The sequence below is a fragment of the Lelliottia jeotgali genome, from assembly GCF_016771845.1.
Taxonomy (GTDB): Bacteria; Pseudomonadota; Gammaproteobacteria; order Enterobacterales; family Enterobacteriaceae; genus Enterobacter; species Enterobacter jeotgali.
In genome coordinates, this window is record NZ_JAENMQ010000013.1 from 24,145 (window position 1) to 44,030 (window position 19,886).

Annotated in this window: 16 protein-coding genes; 7 read left to right on the forward strand and 9 right to left on the reverse strand. The window is 54.4% G+C overall.

Annotation, left to right across the window (positions count from 1 at the left end):
* The first annotated feature begins 16 nt into the window (after nucleotides 1-16).
* Entirely contained in the window at nucleotides 17-298 is a 282-nt protein-coding gene (locus JBO43_RS19375; protein ID WP_095280256.1) for an HTH-type transcriptional regulator, read from the forward strand.
* Nucleotides 299-346: 48 nt separating this feature from the next.
* On the opposite strand, the gene JBO43_RS19380 is transcribed toward JBO43_RS19375, so the two are convergent.
* The 4 genes from JBO43_RS19380 to JBO43_RS19395 form a co-directional block, all read right to left on the reverse strand.
* The gene (locus JBO43_RS19380; protein WP_202674863.1) at nucleotides 347-1,966 is read right to left on the reverse strand and encodes an ABC-F family ATP-binding cassette domain-containing protein; all 1,620 of its coding nucleotides are present in this window, start codon (nucleotides 1,964-1,966) and stop codon (nucleotides 347-349) included.
* Nucleotides 1,967-2,211: 245 nt separating this feature from the next.
* Nucleotides 2,212-4,281, reverse strand: coding sequence for a glycine--tRNA ligase subunit beta (glyS, locus tag JBO43_RS19385; protein WP_202674864.1), 2,070 nt, complete (start codon nucleotides 4,279-4,281; stop codon nucleotides 2,212-2,214).
* 9 nt (nucleotides 4,282-4,290) lie between these two features.
* Nucleotides 4,291-5,202, reverse strand: a complete 912-nt coding sequence (gene glyQ / locus JBO43_RS19390) for a glycine--tRNA ligase subunit alpha (RefSeq protein ID WP_095280253.1) — start codon at nucleotides 5,200-5,202, stop codon at nucleotides 4,291-4,293.
* Between the two features lie 114 nt (nucleotides 5,203-5,316).
* Complete coding sequence (locus JBO43_RS19395) at nucleotides 5,317-5,622, reverse strand: YsaB family lipoprotein (RefSeq protein ID WP_095280252.1); 306 nt, start codon at nucleotides 5,620-5,622, stop codon at nucleotides 5,317-5,319.
* 183 nt (nucleotides 5,623-5,805) lie between these two features.
* Between JBO43_RS19395 and JBO43_RS19400 the strand changes: the two genes are divergently transcribed.
* Nucleotides 5,806-6,801 (forward strand): acyltransferase, encoded by a 996-nt coding sequence (locus JBO43_RS19400; RefSeq protein ID WP_103947745.1) that lies wholly within the window; start codon nucleotides 5,806-5,808, stop codon nucleotides 6,799-6,801.
* On the opposite strand, the gene JBO43_RS19405 is transcribed toward JBO43_RS19400, so the two are convergent.
* The 4 genes from JBO43_RS19405 to xylA form a co-directional block, all read right to left on the reverse strand.
* A complete protein-coding gene (locus JBO43_RS19405; RefSeq protein ID WP_202674865.1) occupies nucleotides 6,794-7,714 on the reverse strand; it encodes a GlxA family transcriptional regulator in 921 nt (306 codons plus the stop codon). The two genes, JBO43_RS19400 and JBO43_RS19405, sit on opposite strands and share 8 nt — an antisense overlap.
* Nucleotides 7,714-8,253, reverse strand: coding sequence for an isochorismatase family protein (locus JBO43_RS19410; RefSeq protein WP_095280249.1), 540 nt, complete (start codon nucleotides 8,251-8,253; stop codon nucleotides 7,714-7,716). The genes JBO43_RS19405 and JBO43_RS19410 overlap by 1 nt, the downstream gene beginning before the upstream one ends.
* Nucleotides 8,254-8,357: 104 nt before the next feature.
* Nucleotides 8,358-9,812, reverse strand: coding sequence for a xylulokinase (gene xylB / locus JBO43_RS19415; protein WP_202674866.1), 1,455 nt, complete (start codon nucleotides 9,810-9,812; stop codon nucleotides 8,358-8,360).
* 106 nt (nucleotides 9,813-9,918) lie between these two features.
* A complete protein-coding gene (xylA, locus tag JBO43_RS19420) occupies nucleotides 9,919-11,241 on the reverse strand; it encodes a xylose isomerase (protein ID WP_095280247.1) in 1,323 nt (440 codons plus the stop codon).
* A 372-nt stretch (nucleotides 11,242-11,613) separates the two neighbouring features.
* On the opposite strand from xylA, the gene xylF reads away from it, so the two are divergent.
* The 4 genes from xylF (at nucleotide 11,614) to xylR (ending at nucleotide 16,591) form a co-directional block, all read left to right on the forward strand.
* Nucleotides 11,614-12,606 (forward strand): D-xylose ABC transporter substrate-binding protein, encoded by a 993-nt coding sequence (xylF, locus tag JBO43_RS19425; RefSeq protein WP_095284144.1) that lies wholly within the window; start codon nucleotides 11,614-11,616, stop codon nucleotides 12,604-12,606.
* A gap of 71 nt (nucleotides 12,607-12,677) precedes the next feature.
* Nucleotides 12,678-14,210, forward strand: a complete 1,533-nt coding sequence (locus JBO43_RS19430; RefSeq protein WP_202674867.1) for a xylose ABC transporter ATP-binding protein — start codon at nucleotides 12,678-12,680, stop codon at nucleotides 14,208-14,210.
* Entirely contained in the window at nucleotides 14,197-15,378 is a 1,182-nt protein-coding gene (gene xylH / locus JBO43_RS19435) for a xylose ABC transporter permease XylH (protein ID WP_103950306.1), read from the forward strand. Before JBO43_RS19430 ends, xylH begins: the two co-directional genes overlap by 14 nt.
* 34 nt (nucleotides 15,379-15,412) lie before the next feature.
* Entirely contained in the window at nucleotides 15,413-16,591 is a 1,179-nt protein-coding gene (xylR, locus tag JBO43_RS19440) for a D-xylose utilization transcriptional activator XylR (protein WP_095280244.1), read from the forward strand.
* A gap of 55 nt (nucleotides 16,592-16,646) precedes the next feature.
* On the opposite strand, the gene JBO43_RS19445 is transcribed toward xylR, so the two are convergent.
* The gene (locus tag JBO43_RS19445) at nucleotides 16,647-17,483 is read right to left on the reverse strand and encodes a protein bax (RefSeq protein ID WP_202674868.1); all 837 of its coding nucleotides are present in this window, start codon (nucleotides 17,481-17,483) and stop codon (nucleotides 16,647-16,649) included.
* Between the two features lie 314 nt (nucleotides 17,484-17,797).
* On the opposite strand from JBO43_RS19445, the gene JBO43_RS19450 reads away from it, so the two are divergent.
* Nucleotides 17,798-19,828 (forward strand): alpha-amylase, encoded by a 2,031-nt coding sequence (locus tag JBO43_RS19450; RefSeq protein ID WP_202674869.1) that lies wholly within the window; start codon nucleotides 17,798-17,800, stop codon nucleotides 19,826-19,828.
* Nucleotides 19,829-19,886 lie beyond the last annotated feature (58 nt).

Genomic DNA, 19,886 nt, shown 5'->3' on the forward strand with positions numbered 1-19,886 from the left:
TTAAGAGGAGTTCTTAATGGAATCTAAAGATCCTATGCTTGAGCTGTTAAGCAGCCTGGAACAAATTGTTTTTAAAGATTTATCGCAGACAGTCACCCCGTCCCAAAAGTCGAATCCTTTTACAGAATTTGAGCGATTACGCAAAGGGACAGGGCTAAAAATCGATGATTTCGCCCGAGAGATGGGCGTCAGCGTGGCAACGGTGCATGAGTGGGAATCAAAACGTGTAAAACCCTCCGTGACCGAGCTTAAACTGATGCGCATGATTCAGGTTGCTTCAACAATGAGTACGCAGTGAATTGATTTGTTAACGTTACCGCCCCCGCAATTGCGGGGGTTTGTATTTTTAGAGCCTTTCACAGCGCCACCCTTTCTCCGTCCATACCAGCTCATGCGTCAGCTTTAGCCCATCGAGGAAAGCCAGATCGTGTGAAACCACCAGCAACGCGCCGGGAAAATCGGCCAACGCCGCTTCAATCGCCCGCATAGAAGCCAAATCCAGATGGTTAGTCGGCTCATCCAGAAGCAGCAATTGCGCAGCCTCTTCCCGCCACAGTACACAGGCCAGTGCAGCTTTTAGACGCTCGCCGCCGCTCAGCTCGCCCAGCGGCAGGGAGACTTTATCCGCGCCCAGTTGAAGCTGCGCCAGACGGCTGCGCAGCACGCCCTCATCCAGCGGCGTGTCGTGCAGATTGAGATGCGTCATCACCGACTGAGTGAGATCGAGCTGCGACAAATGTTGATCGAGATACACCGTTTTCACCGACACGCTGCATGAGCCGGAAACAGGTTCCAGTTCCCTCAGAATGACCTTTAGCAGCGTTGATTTCCCGCAGCCGTTCGGCCCGCGCAGCGCTACACGCATTGGCCCGTCGATGCGCCAGTTAACCGGTGGCATAGCCACGTACGGCAGGACCAAATCTTCCAGCACCACCGCCTGCTTGCCCTCGGCGATACGGCTACCCGGCAGAGTAAACATTACCGGACTGTCGTCCTCAACGCGTTCCCGCGCCTGGCTGACGGCAGCATTCAGGGCATCATTTTGCTCATGATGCTGCTTACGCCACGTCCCAGGCCGCTCTTTCGCCGCCATTTTATATTTGATGCGTTCAAATGAAGCGATATTGAGCGTATCAACCGTACGCAAGGTTTGCGCCGAGCGCCGCTGGCTGGCGTCATGTTCTTTATGCATTCGGGCACGGGTGCGTTTACGTTCGGTGGCCGCATGCTCCAGCGCCGCGCGCGCCGCCTGCTGTTCGGCATCCCTCTGGCGTTGGTAGTCGGCATAGTTGCCGCCATAAACACGCAGGCCTGCACTACTGAGTTCCAGAATGCGCGGCACCTGCGCCAGTAACTCACGATCGTGTGAAGCCACCATCACACCACCCACCCGGCACGTCAGCTGCTCGTAAAACCATTCACGACCCTCTCTGTCGAGGTGATTGGTTGGCTCATCCAGCAGCAAATAATCGGCATCGGCGGTAAAAGCTCCACATAGCAAGGCGCGCACGCGCTCTCCGCCACTCAGTTCAGAAGCGAGTTTATCGGGATCAAAATGAGGAAGATGTGCCGCGAGAAATGCCGAGGTTAATCGTTCTGCTAAGTCCCAGTAACCGTCGAGACGTTCGAGATCTTCCGGCTGGTAATCGCCGCTGTCGATGCGCTGACGGGCCGCAAAAATCTCAGCGTAGCCCAGCAGTTCAGCAAGAGTAGTATGGGCAGAAATATCATGCTGTTGAGCGACATACACATGCGATCCCAGACGCTCGATATGACCACTCGCCGGTGAATCCAGCGCGGCCAGCAGGCGTAAAAGACGTGTTTTGCCGCTGCCATTACGTCCAACCAGCGCACAGAGCGACGGCTCGAGCGAGAAATTCAGCGGACCAAAAAGGGTATCGCCCGTCGCAAACTGACAGGTGACCTGATGCAAAATAAAAGAAGGGGATTGCGCAAAATGAGCCATAAGCACTCCTGAATGAAATCAAAACATCCCCTGCCGACGCAAAAGCGTTTAGCAAGGATCGAAATTCATCAGTCGTGTTTGTTCATTTTCGGTAAGCGCTCCAGAGAGGAAAAATTAACGCGGTTAGGATAGCGGCATCAGCCTGGTGATTTCAAGGTGATTTTTTAAGCATAAAAAAACCCGCCGCAGCGGGTTTCATAACCGGTAGGCCCGTGCAAGCGTAGCGCCGCCGGGCAAAAGGGACGTTACTGCAGGAGCGAAATATCTGCAACGCGCAGGAACAGTTCACGCAGTTTTTCGAGCATAGAGAGGCGGTTAATGCGCAGCTCTTTATCCTCAACGTTAACCATTACTTTCTCGAAGAAGGCGTCGATCACTTCACGCAGTTCAGCCAGTTCGACCAGCGCTTCCTGATAGCGGCCTTCAGCAAAGAATGGCTCCAGCTTGTCGCGCAGTACCACAACTTGCATTGCCAGCGCGATCTCTTCCGGCTCTTTCAACGTCGCGGCGTTCACACGCTCAGTCAGCTTCTCGTCGGATTTCGCCAGAATATTGGAAACACGCTTGTTGGCCGCAGCCAGCGCGGACGCCGCTTCCAGAGTACGGAAGTGGGAAACCGCCTTCATGCGCGCATTAAAATCTGCCGGACGGGTCGGACGACGCGCCAGAACCGCCTGAATGGTGTCGACGGTGTAACCTTCGTCCTGATACCAGGCGCGGAAACGTCCAAGCATAAAGTCGATAACGTCATCTACCACTTTGGCGTTGGTCAGCTTGTCGCCGTACAGACGCACTGCTTCTTCGGTCAGCGTCTGCAGATCCAGATTCAGGTTCTTTTCAACGATGATACGCAGCACGCCCAGCGCCGCACGACGCAGTGCAAACGGGTCTTTGTCACCTTTCGGATGCTGACCGATACCGAAGATCCCCGCGAGGGTATCCATTTTATCGGCAATCGCCACAGCACAAGCCACCGGGTTAGACGGCAGATCGTCACCCGCAAAGCGCGGCTGATACTGCTCGTTCAGCGCAACGGCGACATCTTCCGCTTCGCCATCGTGACGCGCGTAGTGCATGCCCATCACGCCCTGGGTGTCGGTAAATTCGAACACCATGTTGGTCATCAGGTCGCATTTAGACAGCAGGCCTGCGCGGGTCGCGTGGTTTACGTCAGCGCCAATCTCGCGGGCGATCCAGCCGGACAGCTCCGCGATACGGTCAGTTTTGTCACGCAGCGTGCCGAGCTGCTGCTGGAACAGGACGGTTTGCAGGCGTGGCAGGTGATCTTCAAGACGTTTTTTACGGTCGCTGTTAAAGAAGAACTCAGCATCCGCCAGACGTGGACGAACCACTTTCTCGTTACCGGAGATAATCTGCATCGGATCTTTAGATTCGATGTTCGCCACGAAGATAAAGTTCGGCAGCAGTTTGCCGTCCGCCGCGTAAACCGGGAAGTATTTCTGGTCACCTTTCATGGTGTAGACCAGCGCTTCCGCCGGGACGGCGAGGAATTTCTCTTCGAATTTGGCGGTCAGCACCACCGGCCATTCCACCAGCGAGGTCACTTCTTCCAGCAGGCTTTCGCTCAGATCGGCGTTGCCACCAATTTTGCGTGCTGCTTCTTCCGCGTCCGCTTTGATTTTGGCTTTACGCTGTTCGTAATCAGCGATGACTTTGCCGCGCTCCAGCAGGATCTGCGGATACTGATCGGCGTTGTCGATGGTGAATTCTGGCTCGCCCATGAAGCGATGGCCGCGAATCACGCGATCGGATTTGATGCCCAGAATGGTGGCCGGAACGACTTTATCGTCCAACAGCAGGGTCACGGTGTGAACCGGACGCACAAAGTGCACGTCGCTCGCACCCCAGCGCATCAGTTTTGGGATTGGCAGTTTGGCAAGTGAGGTGGCGATCATGTTTGGCAGCAGCGTTTCTGCACTTTCACCTTTCACATGAGCGCGATACAGCAGCCACTCACCTTTATCGGTGGTCAGACGCTCGGCCTGGTCAACGGTGATACCGCAGCCACGTGCCCAGCCTTCTGCGGCTTTGCTCGGTTTACCTTCGGCATCAAACGCCTGGGCAATGGCCGGACCGCGTTTTTCAACTTCACGATCCGCCTGCGATGCCGCCAGGCCAGCGACTTTCAGCGCCAGACGACGCGGAGCCGCAAACCATTCGACGTTACCGTGTGCCAGGCCAGCGTTATCAAGCTCAGCTGTGACGTTAGCAGCAAAGGATTCCGCCAGGCTGCGCAGGGCTTTTGGTGGCAGCTCTTCGGTGCCGATTTCCACCAGGAAAGTATTCTCAGACATGGCCGCCTCTTATTTATTTCGGTTGCACATCGGGAAGCCAAGGGCTTCACGGGACGCGTAGTAAGCTTCTGCAACGGCTTTGGTCAGCGTGCGGATACGCAGAATATAGCGCTGACGTTCAGTCACGGAGATTGCTTTACGGGCGTCGAGCAGGTTAAAGCTATGGGCGGCCTTCAGAATACGCTCGTAGGCTGGCAGCGGCAGCGGAGATTCCAGCGCCAGCAGCTGCTGCGCTTCTTTCTCGTACTGCTCGAAGCAGGTGAACAGGAAGTCCACATCCGCGTATTCGAAGTTATAGGTGGATTGCTCCACTTCGTTCTGATGGAACACGTCGCCGTAAGTGGTTTTACCCAGCGGGCCGTCGCTCCAGACCAGGTCGTAAACGCTGTCTACGCCCTGAATGTACATAGCCAAACGTTCCAGACCGTAGGTGATTTCACCGGTGATCGGCTTACACTCAAGACCGCCAACCTGCTGGAAGTAAGTGAACTGCGTCACTTCCATGCCGTTCAGCCACACTTCCCAGCCCAGACCCCAGGCACCCAGCGTTGGGTTTTCCCAGTTATCTTCCACGAAGCGGATGTCATGAATGGTCGGGTCCACGCCCAGCTCTTTCAGTGAACCGAGGTACAGCTCCTGAATATTATCCGGAGACGGCTTAATCACCACCTGGAACTGATAATAGTGCTGTAAGCGGTTCGGGTTTTCACCATAGCGCCCATCGGTCGGACGACGGGAGGGTTGCACATACGCGGTTGCCATAGGTTCAGGCCCCAGCGCACGCAGGCTAGTCATCGGGTGTGAAGTGCCGGCGCCAACTTCCATGTCCAAAGGTTGAACAATGGTGCAGCCCTGGCGAGCCCAGTAATCCTGTAACGTCAGGATCAGGCCCTGAAAGGTCTTGGTATCAAACTTTTGCATAGTATTTCGTGCTGGATACGTGTGGTTTAAATGGAAGGGATCAGTATACCCGCTGACTGCAAGATATACAGTACGAAACGGGTTTGTTTAGGGAAAATTGGGGAAATAAGGCTCTTAGCGCATGGAGAGATGCAAAAACTGCCCGTCTGCGTCAAAAGAGCAGGTAAAGCCCTCTTTACGCGCCGTATACCCACGCATCTCGTAGCTGCCCTGGAATTGCTCAAAGCCGGTCACGTCAATCTTCTGCGTGCCGGTGTTATAGCGATGAGCCGCCTGATCCTTGCAAAGTTGCTCCATATTGAGCGAGCGTTCCGGGCTGACTTTGCTTTTCTGCGCTCGTTGTACCGGAGCGTCTTCCTGTGAACTGCACCCTGCAAGCAAAACGAGCAGAATCAGTGACGCAGCGCGCGTGATCATCATTTTTATTACCGCCGTGTTTTCTGGCTGTTATTTTTAGTATTAAAACTTTATAGATTATGGTCCGGCATTCTGCGAATCTCGCGACTTTCGTTCAAGCCCGCCTGGACAAACTCAGAATTATCCAGTGAGAGGCTAGCACACAATGACAGTCAGACCGTATTTGCCACCAGAACAGAGGAACTGATGCAGTCAAAAATTAGCTGGATTGATAATTTGCGAGGGATTGCGTGCTTGATGGTCGTGATGATTCACACCACAACCTGGTATATCACCAATGCGCACAGCATCAGCCCGATGAACTGGGATATTGCCAATATCCTCAACTCGGCATCACGCGTCAGCGTCCCGCTGTTTTTCATGATTTCCGGTTATCTTTTTTTTGGCGAGCGCAGCGCGCAGCCGCGCCACTTCCTGCGTATCGGTTTGTGCCTGCTGTTTTACAGCGCCGTAGCCCTGCTCTATATCTTCCTGTTTACCTCGATCAACGGTGAGCTGTCGCTGCGATATCTGCTGCAAAAACCTGTTTTCTATCACCTGTGGTTTTTCTTCGCCATCATTGTGATTTATCTGGTTTCCCCTCTGATTCAGGTGAAAAACGTCGGCGGAAAGATGCTGCTGGCGCTGATGGTGGTGATTGGTCTGCTCGCCAATCCCAATACCGTTTCGCAGAAAATTGGCGGCTTTGAGTGGCTGCCGATCAACCTCTATATCAATGGCGATACGTTTTACTACGTGATTTATGGAATGCTGGGCCGGGCGATCGGGATGCTGGATACGCGTAAATCCTGGCTGACGTGGCTATGCTGTGCGCTGTTTATCGCGGCGGTCGTTGTTATCTCTCGTGGGACATTGCATGAACTACAGTGGCGAGGGAATTTTGCCGATACCTGGTATGTCTACTGCGGCCCGATGGTCTTTATCTGCGCCATTTGTCTGCTGACGCTCGTCAAAAACACCCTTAATACGCGCCCACTTCCCGTTCTGGCGCTCATCTCTCGTCACTCGCTCGGTATTTACGGCTTTCACGCGCTGGTGATCCACGCTCTACGCACGCGCGGATTCGAGCTAAAAAGCTGGCCGGTTCTGGATATGGTGTGGATTTTCACCGCGACATTGTTTATCAGCCTGCTGCTGTCGATGCTGCTACAGCGCGTGGACACGCGTCGATTTGTCAGCTGATCGCCCGCTGTTTTGCCCGGTGAAACTGGCGTGGGGATGAAAACCCGGCGGCGATAGACGCCTGCTCCACGCCGCGCCCCTGTAACAGCCACTGTTGGGCCATCGCCAGCCGCAGCTGTTCCAGATAGTCGCGCACGCTGATGCCCAGATGCTCCTGAAACAGGCGCGTTAAATGTCGGGGACTGACGTGCGCCAGGGCAGCAATGTCCGCCAGCTGCCAGCCTTTTTGCGGCTCAGCGGTGAGCGCATCCTGCGCGCGGTGGATGGCCGGATGCAGATGGTTGCGATAGCGCAGCCAGGGTGAAAGCTGCGGATCGTCACCCGAACGCCGAAACCACACCACCATTTCCCGCGCGACAGCCAGCGCCTTTTCCGGCCCACACAGGCGGTTCATCAGGTGCAGCGCAAGATCGATACCTGAGGTGATCCCGGCACTGGTCCAGATATTCCCGTCCTGCACAAAAATACGATTCTCTTTGATAACCGCCCCTGGCGCGGCGTCGCGAAGACGGACGATCACATCGTGATGGGTCGTGCACTGCTTCCCGGTGAGTAAACCTGATTTGGCCGCCAGCAGCGCACCGGAGCAGACGCACATCACGGTGATAGCCTGGCGATGGATGTCAGGCTGCATGCGCATCAGCCAGTGCTGTACGCATTGAGCCTGAGGCGTTGAGAATTGGTGACGAGAATCGCTCACGCCCGGTAATACCAGCAAACTGCCATCGGGCAGTGAGTCAGGTAAAGGCGCAATACCGCCCATCGTCAGGCCAATCGAGGTGGGGACTTCCGGCTCTGGGCCGATGTAGTGCAGGCGAAACGCGTCGCCCGCCAGCACAAAAGTTTCTGCCGGGCCAGACATATCCAGCGCCAGCACTCCCGGCAACATCACAAACCAGACGTCAATACTCATCAGAGTGACTCCAGCGTCTCCGCCACAGTTTTGATTTCAGCAAAACGCCCGGCCAGCACCGTTTCCGTGCGATGGCGCAGGTCGTCGGTATTGAGCGTGACGCCCTTCCAGGTCATCGGGAACGTCAGGGTGGCTTCGCTGACAAATGTTACCGTATAGCCCAAATCTGACGCGACTCGCGCGGTGGTTTCGCAGCACTGTTCCGTGCGCAGGCCACAAATAACAAGATGGTTAATATCACGCTCGCGTAGCCAGTGGTCAAGGCCCGTATCCGTAAAGGCATTATGCACATGCTTCTGGAATACGACGGCAGGCTGATGGCGCAAAAAGGACATCGGCGTTACAAAACCACTTTGCAGGGAGAATGGGCCTGTATCATCGACGTGGAAGATATCAACGACAGGGATATCGCGCGATTCACAGCCTTCAATCAGCCCAAGAATGGCCTGCTGAAACGCCTGAAATCCCTCTTCCTGCCAGTATTCGCGATGATGGAACGACTGCTGGGTATCGATGTTAATGAGTGCGGTGCGCGACATGGTGATGCTCCTCGCCAGTGGATGTATCTCTATACTGACGAGGAGAGCGTTTCACGAGAAGACCAAAAAAGGACATCCTCACGTCGCTTCGGGACAACCTATCTTTACGACATTAACGGCAGAAGCTGTTGATAGATTTTACGGAATACTTCGCGGCGTTCGGCGTAACGTGCATGGCGCACCGCGTCCGGTTTGTGTTCCTGTTCCAGCGTAAGCTGCGGTAGAAGCTGCGCCAGGGGTTTGCCAGGGTTGACAGCAATTTGCGCCAGACGCGCCGCGCCCAGAGCCGGCCCCACGTCGCCGCCGGTGCGGTAATCAAGCTGCAAACCGCTGATATCTGCCAGCATCTGCCGCCAGTAGCTGCTTCTCGCGCCTCCACCGATCAGGGTAATGCTGGTCGGTTTTAGCCCACAGTCATGAACCACATCCATGCCATCTGCCAGTGCATAACCAACGCCTTCGAGCACCGCACGCGCCAGTTCGGCCGGGCCATGCTGATGCGTTAAGCCGAAGAAGACACCTTTCGCCTCTGGATTATTGTGCGGCGTGCGCTCACCTGAAAGATACGGCAAGAACCACACGGCACCCGCTTCTTCATTGGCCTGCTGTGCCGCCGAAATGAGCGCGGGAACATCTTTAAGCCCTGTCAGGTTTGCCGCCCAGTCCAGACACGACGCGGCGCTTAACATCACCGACATCAAATGCCATTTCCCCGGCAACGCGTGGCAGAAGCTGTGCACCGCGCTCTCCGGATTGCTGCGATAACCATCACTCACCGCAAAGTAGACGCCTGAGGTACCGAGCGACAGCATCGCCTGTCCGGCATCAACCATCCCAACGCCTACGGCACCCGCCGCGTTATCGCCCCCGCCCGCCACCACCGGCACGGCAGGCATATCCCAGCTATCCGCAATCGACGGATTGAGCGCGCCGGTGATTTCGCTGCCCTCGAAGAGCGCAGGCATGTGATCACGGGTCAATTGGCAGGCATCGAGCATCGCCTCGCTCCAGTCGCGTTTAGCAACATCAAGCCACATCGTTCCCGCCGCGTCCGACATGTCGCTGGCGAAATCGCCCGTCATGCGAAAACGCAGATAATCTTTTGGCAACAATACTTTGGCCACCTGACTGAAAATGTCCGGCTCATGGCGCTGCACCCACAGCAGTTTTGGCGCAGTGAAGCCTGGCATCATCAGGTTACCGGTGATTTGGCGTGACGTCGGCACCCGTTCTTCGAGGAGCGCACACTCTTCGGCGCAACGTCCGTCATTCCACAAAATCGCCGGGCGCAGTATGCGGTGTTCACTGTCCAGCAAGGTTGCACCGTGCATTTGTCCGGCAATCCCCAGCGCATTGACCTCACGCAAACTGTGCTGTTGGCCCAATGCTCTTATCACGCGATCTGTCGCCTGCCACCACGCTTCCGGGTCCTGCTCTGACCATAACGGGTGCGGGCGCGAGACGTGCAGCTTCTCAGTGTGCGAGGCCAGCACGTCGCCTTGCTCGTTTAACAGAATGGCTTTCACACCCGATGTGCCAAGATCAATCCCGATATACATAGTGGTGACTCCTTTAACAGAAACGCCCGGTGGCGCGAAGCTTACCGGGCCTACATTGACCGTAGATTGTAGGCCGGGCAAACAAAGCGCCGCCCGGCATTATCGATCACTTATCAAACAGGTAGTGATTCACCAGGTTTTCCAGCAGCTCCTGGTGGCCGCTCTGATGGCTCGGCGCCAGACTATGCTGTTCAGCGTACTTCGCGATCTCAGCAAGGGATAACTGGCCTTTCAAAATTTGCTGGCCAAGCTCACTGTTCCAGCCGGAATAGCGCTTCGCCACGCGTTTATCCAGCTCGCCGTCTTCAATCATGCGGGCCGCCACTTTCAGCGCCAGCGCCATAGTGTCCATCGCGCCAATATGGCCGTAGAACAGATCGTATTTATCGGTGCTCTGACGACGCACTTTGGCGTCAAAGTTCAGGCCGCCCGTCGTGAAGCCGCCTGCTTTGATGATTTCGTACATCACCAGCGCATTCTCTTCAACACTGATCGGGAACTGGTCGGTATCCCATCCGAGCTGCGGGTCGCCACGGTTCGCATCGACAGAACCGAAGATACCCAGGGCAATCGCAGAAGCAATTTCATGATGGAAAGAGTGCCCTGCCAGGGTCGCGTGGTTGGCCTCGATATTCACTTTGATCTCTTTTTCCAGACCAAATTGCTTGAGGAACCCGTACACCGTCGCGACGTCGTAATCGTACTGGTGTTTGGTGGGCTCCTGCGGTTTCGGTTCAATCAGCAAGGTACCGCGGAAACCGATTTTGTGTTTGTGATCGACCACCATCTGCATGAAGCGGCCAATCTGCTCACGCTCCTGGCGCAAATCGGTGTTGAGCAGCGTTTCGTAGCCTTCGCGACCGCCCCACAGGACGTAATTCTCACCACCCAGCTTATGCGTGGCATTCATTGCGGTCACAACCTGAGTAGCGGCCCAGCTGAACACTTCTGGGTCTGGGTTGGTCGCCGCACCCGCGCCGTAGCGAGGGTTGGTGAAGCAGTTTGCCGTGCCCCACAGCAGCTTCACGCCGCTTTGCTGCTGTTTTTCACCCAGATAATCCACCATCTGAGCAAAGTTATTCAGATACTCTTTAAGCGTCGCGCCTTCCGGAGAGACGTCAACATCGTGGAAGCAGTAATACGGAACGTTCAGTTTGTGGAAAAACTCGAATGCCACATCGGCTTTGCGTTTCGCCAGTTCTAGCGCTTCGCCAGGCTGCTGCCACGGACGGTCGAACGAGCCGACACCGAACATATCCGCGCCATTCCAGCAGAAGGTGTGCCAGTAGCAGGCGGCGAAACGCAAATGGTCTTCCATGCGCTTACCCAGCACCAGCTCGTCCGGGTTGTAGTGACGAAATGCTAACGGATTGGTGGATTTCGGGCCTTCATAGCGAACGCGGTCGAGTTGGTCGAAATAAGCTTGCATAGTGAACTCCATAATCAAGAGGTGCGTCGAGTATTCGATGATGGAGTAATAGTGAATACTCATTGCGTCTTGCTCAATTACGTTATTTCACACTGGTATTGAGAGAATGCACAAACGTGCGCTGGCTCGCAAAATTAATACGCAAGCAAACGAATTTTCGGCGCTTATTCCAGAATCATGTGTAATTAATAAGTTGCGCATTTTAAAATCAGATCGCGGTCATAAATTCGCAAATAAACCAAATATCATAATGAGAAGATAAAAATCTGTAATTGCTAGTTTCCCTTTCCCCGTTAAGAATTTGCTGCGTATCTGGCAGTAAAAGATTCTTTTGTCCAAGCCTTACCACCCTACAAAAAAGGTAAAATAATGATGACGATAAGAAACCTGTGCCTTACTCTCTGTGCTTCGCTACTGCTAACAAGCGTTGCGGGACATGCTAAAGAAGTCAAAATCGGAATGGCAATTGATGATTTGCGCCTGGAGCGCTGGCAAAAAGACCGCGATATTTTTGTGAATAAAGCAGAATCACTCGGCGCAAAAGTGTTTGTTCAATCAGCCAATGGCAATGAAGAAACTCAGATGTCGCAAATCGAAAATATGATTAACCGTGGCGTAGATGTCTTGGTCATTATTCCTTACAACGGTCAGGTGCTGAGTAATGTGATAAAAGAGGCAAAACAAGAGGGAATTAAAGTTTTAGCCTATGACCGTATGATTAATAACGCCGATATCGATTTTTATATTTCCTTCGACAATGAAAAAGTCGGTGAAATACAGGCACAGAGCCTCGTCGACAAAGTGCCCCAGGGGAATTATTTCCTGATGGGCGGTTCCCCGGTTGATAACAACGCCAAATTATTCCGTGAAGGACAGATGAAAGTGCTTAAGCCTTACATCGACGACGGCAAAATTAAAGTGGTTGGCGATCAATGGGCCGATGGCTGGCTGCCTGAAAACGCACTGAAGATTATGGAAAATGCGCTAACGGCAAACAATAACAAAATCGACGCCGTTGTCGCCTCAAACGATGCCACAGCTGGCGGTGCCATTCAGGCACTGAGTGCGCAGGGTCTGGCGGGGAAAGTGGCAATTTCTGGACAGGATGCCGACCTCGCGGGTGTGAAACGCATTATTGCCGGCACGCAGACCATGACGGTCTACAAACCGATCACTGAACTCGCCAATACCGCCGCTGAAATTGCCGTTGAATTGGGCAACGATCAGCAGCCTAAAGCGGATTCCTCATTAAATAACGGCCTGAAAGATGTCCCAGCCCGTCTGTTAACGCCAATTGAAGTCACCAAAGAAAACATTGACTCCACCGTTGTGAAAGACGGTTTCCACAAGAAGAGCGAACTGTAATCCCGCATCGCCCCTGCGTGCAGGGGCTCGTCGATTTGTCCGGGTATTCCTTCGGATTATGTGGAGCAGTTATGCCTTATTTACTTGAAATGAAAAGTATCACCAAAGCCTTTGGCGCGGTGAAAGCTGTCGACAACGTGAGCCTAAGATTAAACCCCGGCGAGATAGTCTCTCTTTGCGGCGAAAATGGCTCAGGTAAATCCACGCTGATGAAAGTGCTGTGCGGCATCTACCCTCACGGCAGTTACGACGGTGAAATCGTCTTTGCCGGGGAAACGCTGCAAGCCACGCATATTCGCGATACGGAGCGCAAAGGTATCGCCATCATTCACCAGGAGCTGGCGCTGGTGAAGCATCTCACCGTGCTGGAGAATATTTTTCTCGGCGCGGAGATCTCGAATTTCGGCGTGTTGGACTACGACACCATGACCCTGCGCTGTGAGAAGTTGCTGGCTCAGGTGAGTCTTAACATCTCACCGAACACGCGCGTCGGTGATTTAGGCTTAGGCCAGCAACAACTGGTCGAAATTGCCAAAGCGCTGAACAAACAGGTGCGGTTGCTAATCCTCGACGAACCCACTGCATCCCTGACGGAGCAAGAAACAGCGGTCTTGCTGGATATCATCCGCGACCTGCAGCATCACGGTATCGCCTGCATTTATATTTCTCACAAACTCAACGAAGTGAAGGCGATTTCAGACACCATCTGCGTGATCCGCGACGGGCAGCATATTGGCACACGAGAAGCCGCCGGGATGAGTGAAGACGACATCATCACCATGATGGTGGGCCGCGAACTGACCGCGCTCTACCCGAGCGAACCGCACGCCACCGGGGACGAAATCCTCCGTGTCGAGAATCTAACCGCCTGGCACCCGGTTAACCGCCATATCAAACGCGTCAACAATATCTCCTTCTCGCTTAAACGCGGGGAGATCCTCGGTATCGCGGGCTTAGTCGGTGCGGGGCGAACCGAAGCCGTCCAGTGTCTGTTTGGCGTTTGGCCTGGGCGCTGGGAAGGCAACATCTCTATCGACGGGCAGCCTGTGCAAATCCGCAGCTGTCAGCAGGCGATCGCGCAGGGTATTGCTATGGTCCCTGAAGACCGAAAAAAAGACGGAATTGTGCCGGTCATGGCGGTGGGTAAAAACATCACCCTGGCTGCACTCGACCAGTTTTCAGGTGCGCTGAGCAGCCTGGACGATGCTGCAGAACAACAGTGCATTCTCCAGTCTTTAGCGCGCCTGAAAGTCAAAACCTCCTCGCCGGAGCTGGCTATCGGACGGCTGAGCGGCGGCAATCAGCAGAAGGCCATTCTGGCGCGCTGCCTGCTTCTCAATCCGCGCATTCTGATCCTGGATGAGCCAACGCGCGGGATCGACATCGGCGCAAAATATGAAATCTACAAACTCATAAACCAGCTGGTGCAGCAGGGTATCGCCGTCATTGTTATCTCATCTGAACTGCCCGAAGTACTCGGCCTGAGCGATCGCGTCCTGGTGATGCACGAAGGCAAACTGAAAGCTAATCTGAAAAACCAAAACCTGACCCAGGAACAGGTGATGGAAGCTGCCCTGAGGAGCGAACGCCATGTCGAAAAGTAACCCGTCTGAAATCAAAGCCCCTGCGTCTGTGCCAGGTCTGTTCTCGGGATTTAAAGCGTTAAACCTGCAGGTTTTCGTCATGATAGCCGCCATTATCGTCATCATGCTGTTCTTCACCTGGATGACCGACGGCTCCTATTTGAGCGCGCGTAACATCTCTAATCTTCTGCGCCAGACAGCTATCACCGGCATTCTGGCCGTCGGAATGGTGTTCGTGATTATTTCGGCGGAAATCGACCTGTCGGTCGGCTCGATGATGGGGTTACTCGGCGGTGTCGCTGCGATTTTTGACGTCTGGCTCGGCTGGCCGCTGCCATTGACTGTCGCGGTCACGCTGGTGCTCGGCCTGCTGCTCGGCACCTGGAACGGCTGGTGGGTGGCGTATCGCAAAGTGCCCTCGTTTATCGTCACCCTCGCGGGGATGCTCGCCTTTCGCGGCATCCTGATCGGCATCACCAATGGCACTACCGTTTCACCGACCAGCGCATCAATGTCGCAAATTGGTCAAAGCTATCTCTCTGATGGTGTCGGTTTTACCTTTGGCGCGATTGGCCTAATGGCGTTTATTGCCTGGCAATGGCGCGCCAGAATGCGCCGTGAGGCGCTGGGGCTGGCTGCAACTCCCTCTACGTCTATGGTTGGACGTCAGGCGCTGACCGCCGTGATTGTGCTAGGTGCGATTTGGCTGCTGAATGACTACCGTGGCGTGCCAACGCCCGTGTTGCTTCTGACACTGCTGCTGCTGGCAGGCATGTTTATGGCGACCCGCACCGCCTTTGGTCGGCGTATTTACGCCATCGGCGGCAACATCGAAGCCGCACGACTGTCGGGTATTAATGTGGAGCGTACTAAGCTTGCTGTTTTCGCGATAAATGGCCTGATGGTGGCGATCGCCGGGCTGATTTTGAGCTCGCGACTGGGCGCGGGTTCACCTTCCGCCGGGAATATTGCCGAGCTGGATGCTATCGCCGCCTGTGTCATTGGTGGAACCAGCCTCGCAGGCGGCATCGGGAGTGTTGCGGGCGCGGTGATGGGTGCGTTTATTATGGCGTCGCTGGATAACGGAATGAGTATGATGGACGTACCGACCTTCTGGCAGTATATCGTTAAAGGCGCCATTTTATTGCTGGCAGTCTGGATGGACTCCGCGACCAAACGACGGGCATAAAGCCCCGTTGTCACTGATTTGGGAAAGATAAGCCATGTTTGAGAAGCGTCACCGCATTACGTTGTTATTCAACGCCAACAAAGCCTATGACCGTCAGGTTGTCGAGGGCGTGGGTGAATATTTGCAGGCGTCGCAATCGGAGTGGGATATTTTCATTGAAGAAGACTTCCGCACCCGCATTGAAAACATCAAAGACTGGCTGGGCGATGGCGTTATCGCCGATTATGACGATCCAGTGATCGAGCAGTTGCTCACCGACGTCGACGTTCCGATCGTGGGTGTCGGCGGCTCGTACCACTCGCCAGAAAAATATCCTCCGGTCCATTATATCGCGACCGATAATCACGCCCTGGTCGAGAGCGCATTCTTGCATTTAAAAGAAAAAGGCGTTCACCGCTTTGCTTTTTACGGCCTTCCAGCCTCCAGCGGCAAAGGCTGGGCGATGGAGCGCGAATATGCTTTCAGCGAGATTGTCGCCCATGAGAAATACCGTGGCGTGGTCTATCAGGGGCTGGAAACTGCTCCTGAAAACTGGCAGCACGCGCAAAACCGGCTGGCTGACTGGCTGCAAACGCTGCCGCCACAAACGGGCATTATTGCCGTGACCGATGCCCGCGCACGCCACGTTTTGCAGGTTTGCGATCATTTGCACATTCCGGTTCCTGAAAAGCTGTGCGTCATTGGCATTGATAACGAAGAGCTGACGCGTTATCTGTCACGCGTAGCGCTGTCGTCGGTAGCACAGGGTACGCGGCAGATGGGATATCAGGCGGCAAAGTTACTCCATCGCCTGCTGGATAATGAAACCCTTCCTCTGCAACGCTTGCTCGTTCCCCCCGTTCGCGTGGTGGAACGCCGCTCGACGGACTATCGCTCACTGAACGACCCTGCGGTTATTCAGGCTATGCACTACATTCGCAATCACGCCTGTAAAGGCATTAAGGTCGATCAGGTACTGGATGCAGTGGGGATTTCGCGCTCGAATCTGGAAAAGCGCTTTAAGGAAGAAGTCGGAGAAACAATTCACGCGGTTATTCATGCCGAGAAGCTGGAGAAAGCCCGCAGTTTGCTGATCTCAACGTCACTGTCGATCAATGAAATTTCGCAGATGTGCGGCTATCCGTCACTGCAGTATTTCTATTCTGTGTTTAAAAAAGATTATGACACTACGCCGAAAGAGTATCGGGAGCGGTACAGCGAAGTGCTGATATAGCATTGATGTGACAACGAAAAACGCCTTCCAGTGGAAGGCGTTTTTTTGGAGAGTGTTACATGTGGGCGGCAATTAAGCGCTGGTTATCCTGGTACATCGCAAACAGGTAGTTGTTGTAGCTCTGACCCTGCGTCGAATAACCTTTCAGCTTGTGAATCATGGTGCTCGCGGTCACTTCCTGGTCCGCTTTACGCAGTTGGGCGCGTGACTTACGGAACGAAGAATACGCCGGATGCGTGTTCAGGTTCACGACGTAGGCATTCACCGAATCTTTCACCGATTCAAACTGCGAATAGCCTTTCACTTTGCCAGGCGCATTGTTACAACGGCCTTTGGCGCATTTCATGCCGAAGAGATTATTGTTGTTACGCGCCAGTTTTGACGTGCCCCAACCACTCTCTGCAGCCGCCATTGTCGCGACCATGCTGCCCGGGATAATATCCACGCGCTCAAGCAGTGAGTTCCACGGCACGCGGCGGGTATTACCGTTCCAGCTCACTTTGTAGCGCGCCGCGATGTCTTTCAGACGTGCGCGTTCGCTTGGTGACCAGCGGCTTTCGTACTGTTTTGAAACCAGCCAGTTACGGTCTGCGGTAATCGCAGAATTTTGGCTTGTAATATAAGGCATTACCGTCCGGAGAAACGCTTTTTTCCTTGGTGTCCCGGAAGGGTATTTTCGCAAATCAGGAAGTGAACTGCTCTTTACACTATTGCGAGAATACTCTTGTTTACTGCTAACCTTAATCTTACTGCTACTGCTGGTCGTCTTTATGACGTGGGCTTTTTTACTCGTTGTATCCGTGTGCGTCTTCGCAAGCACCTCACCTGAAAACATCACGGTGAGCAACATGAGTATCGTAGCCCCAAATCGTCGTATGGGAGTCGATATCATTAGGTCTCCTGGTCGGATATAAACATTCCAACACCTTATTTTTTTCACAAAATTGAGAGCGGAATCTCAAATCATATCAAAAATAGTCTTCCAGAGCATCCAAAGAAATAGTCCAATTCCGAAACTATGTCACCTGAAACTTGCTCACTTAACCATCATTTCTGCAAATATGTGTGCGATATCGCAGATAACCGCCTAATTTTGCGCGAGATCACTCACCCTTTCGGCTCCTCCTGGCATAAAGCTCAGAGGGAGGAGTCCTCGCTATAATCCTGATGGCACACTGGTTAAAATTGCCGCGACAGGAAAATGGAATGAAACGCTCAGCTTTAGCCCTTTTGCTTTTACCCGCGATGGCAAATGCAGACTGGTCATCTCCTGGCTTCTCCGCGTTCAATGCCGAGGCGGCTGGGGTATTCACCAGCCACGCGAAGTTTGCGAAGGGTACTCGCCCGCTGACGTTGAGTTTTGACAACGTGTGCTGGCAGCCGACAAACCCGATTAAACTCAATGAGATGATGTCGCTAAAACCTTGTGAAGGAACGCCGCCACAGTGGCGTTTGTTCCGCGAGGGCGATTATCAGATGCGCATTGATACGCGCTCAGGCACGCCGACGCTCATGCTGACAGTGCAAAGCGCCGCAGAAAAACCTGTTGCGGATATCACTCGCCAGTGCCCGAAATGGGACGGAAAACCGCTCACTATCGAGATTAAAGACACTTTCCCGGAAGGCTCCGTCGTCCGGGATTTCTACAGTCAGCAGACGGCCACGGTGCAACAAGGGAAAATCACCCTGCAACCCGCCGCGAACAGTAATGGTCTGCTGCTGCTTGAGCGTGCAGAAACCGACAAAGCCGCGCCATTCAGCTGGCAAAACGCCACCGTCTACTTTGTGCTGACGGACCGCTTCGTAAACGGCGATCCCTCAAACGATAACAGCTATGGCCGCCATAAAGACGGCATGCAGGAGATTGGCACCTTCCACGGCGGCGATCTCAAAGGGCTCGCCAGCAAACTTGATTATCTGCAACAGCTTGGCGTTAACGCGCTGTGGATAAGCTCACCGCTGGAGCAAATTCACGGTTGGGTTGGCGGCGGCACGAAAGGCGATTTCCCGCACTACGCCTATCACGGCTACTACACGCAGGACTGGACTAAACTCGACGCCAATATGGGCAACGAAGACGATCTGCGCCATCTGGTCGATGAGGCACACAAACGCGGCATCCGCATTCTCTTTGACGTCGTGATGAACCACACTGGCTACGCTACGCTTGCTGATATGCAGGAGTTCCAGTTCGGCGCGCTGTATTTGCAGGGTGACGAGCTGAAAAAGACGCTGGGCGAACGCTGGACCGACTGGAAACCTGCCGCCGGGCAGAGCTGGCACAGCTTTAACGACTACATCAATTTCAGCGACAAAGCCGGGTGGGAAAAGTGGTGGGGCAAAAACTGGGTCCGCACCGATATTGGCGATTACGACAACCCCGGCTTCGACGATCTGACCATGTCACTGGCCTTTTTACCGGATCTCAAAACCGAATCCAACACGCCGTCCGGTTTGCCCAATTTCTATCGCCATAAACCGGACACCCACGCCAAAGAAATCGCCGGATATACACCACGCGATTATCTCACCCACTGGCTCAGCCAATGGGTACGCGACTACGGCATCGACGGTTTCCGCGTCGATACCGCCAAACACGTCGAGCTACCCGCCTGGCAAGCGCTGAAGGCGCAATCGACGCAGGCGCTCAAAGAGTGGAAACAGGCTAACCCGGATAAAACACTCGATAACACTCCGTTCTGGATGACGGGAGAATCCTGGGGGCATGGCGTGATGCAAAGCGAGTATTACCGCCACGGATTCGACGCGATGATCAACTTTGACTATCAGGAGCAGGCCGCCAAAGCGGTGGATTGCCTGGCCGATATGGATATGACCTGGCAGCAAATGGCGGAAAAATTGCAGGGATTCAACGTCCTGAGCTATCTCTCCTCCCACGACACGCGCCTGTTCCGCGACGGTGGCCCGCGCGCGGCGGAACTCCTGTTGCTCTCCCCCGGTTCAGTGCAGATTTATTACGGCGATGAATCTGAACGCCCATTCGGCCCAACCGGCTCCGATCCGCTCCAGGGAACACGCTCGGATATGAACTGGCAGGATATCGCAGGCAATCAGGCGGCGACCGTTAAGCACTGGCAAATTCTCGGACAGTTCCGGGCGCGCCATCCGGCCATCGGGGAAGGCACGCAAACCACGCTTTCCCTCAAGCAAGGCTACGGTTTCGTGCGCCAGCATCAGGGCGATAGCGTGATGGTGGTCTGGGCCGGAAATCGGTAATCTCCGCGTGGTCTCCGTCAATCCGACGGGGACCGCTTTTATCAGAATAATTCACCAT

Coding starts and splice junctions, on each gene's coding strand:
- JBO43_RS19375 (WP_095280256.1), top strand. CDS start 17: ATGGAATCTAAAGATCCTATGCTTGAGCTGTTAAGCAGCCTGGAACAA.
- JBO43_RS19380 (WP_202674863.1), bottom strand. CDS start 1,966: ATGGCTCATTTTGCGCAATCCCCTTCTTTTATTTTGCATCAGGTCACC.
- glyS (WP_202674864.1), bottom strand. CDS start 4,281: ATGTCTGAGAATACTTTCCTGGTGGAAATCGGCACCGAAGAGCTGCCA.
- glyQ (WP_095280253.1), bottom strand. CDS start 5,202: ATGCAAAAGTTTGATACCAAGACCTTTCAGGGCCTGATCCTGACGTTA.
- JBO43_RS19395 (WP_095280252.1), bottom strand. CDS start 5,622: ATGATGATCACGCGCGCTGCGTCACTGATTCTGCTCGTTTTGCTTGCA.
- JBO43_RS19400 (WP_103947745.1), top strand. CDS start 5,806: ATGCAGTCAAAAATTAGCTGGATTGATAATTTGCGAGGGATTGCGTGC.
- JBO43_RS19405 (WP_202674865.1), bottom strand. CDS start 7,714: ATGAGTATTGACGTCTGGTTTGTGATGTTGCCGGGAGTGCTGGCGCTG.
- JBO43_RS19410 (WP_095280249.1), bottom strand. CDS start 8,253: ATGTCGCGCACCGCACTCATTAACATCGATACCCAGCAGTCGTTCCAT.
- xylB (WP_202674866.1), bottom strand. CDS start 9,812: ATGTATATCGGGATTGATCTTGGCACATCGGGTGTGAAAGCCATTCTG.
- xylA (WP_095280247.1), bottom strand. CDS start 11,241: ATGCAAGCTTATTTCGACCAACTCGACCGCGTTCGCTATGAAGGCCCG.
- xylF (WP_095284144.1), top strand. CDS start 11,614: ATGACGATAAGAAACCTGTGCCTTACTCTCTGTGCTTCGCTACTGCTA.
- JBO43_RS19430 (WP_202674867.1), top strand. CDS start 12,678: ATGCCTTATTTACTTGAAATGAAAAGTATCACCAAAGCCTTTGGCGCG.
- xylH (WP_103950306.1), top strand. CDS start 14,197: ATGTCGAAAAGTAACCCGTCTGAAATCAAAGCCCCTGCGTCTGTGCCA.
- xylR (WP_095280244.1), top strand. CDS start 15,413: ATGTTTGAGAAGCGTCACCGCATTACGTTGTTATTCAACGCCAACAAA.
- JBO43_RS19445 (WP_202674868.1), bottom strand. CDS start 17,483: ATGATATCGACTCCCATACGACGATTTGGGGCTACGATACTCATGTTG.
- JBO43_RS19450 (WP_202674869.1), top strand. CDS start 17,798: ATGAAACGCTCAGCTTTAGCCCTTTTGCTTTTACCCGCGATGGCAAAT.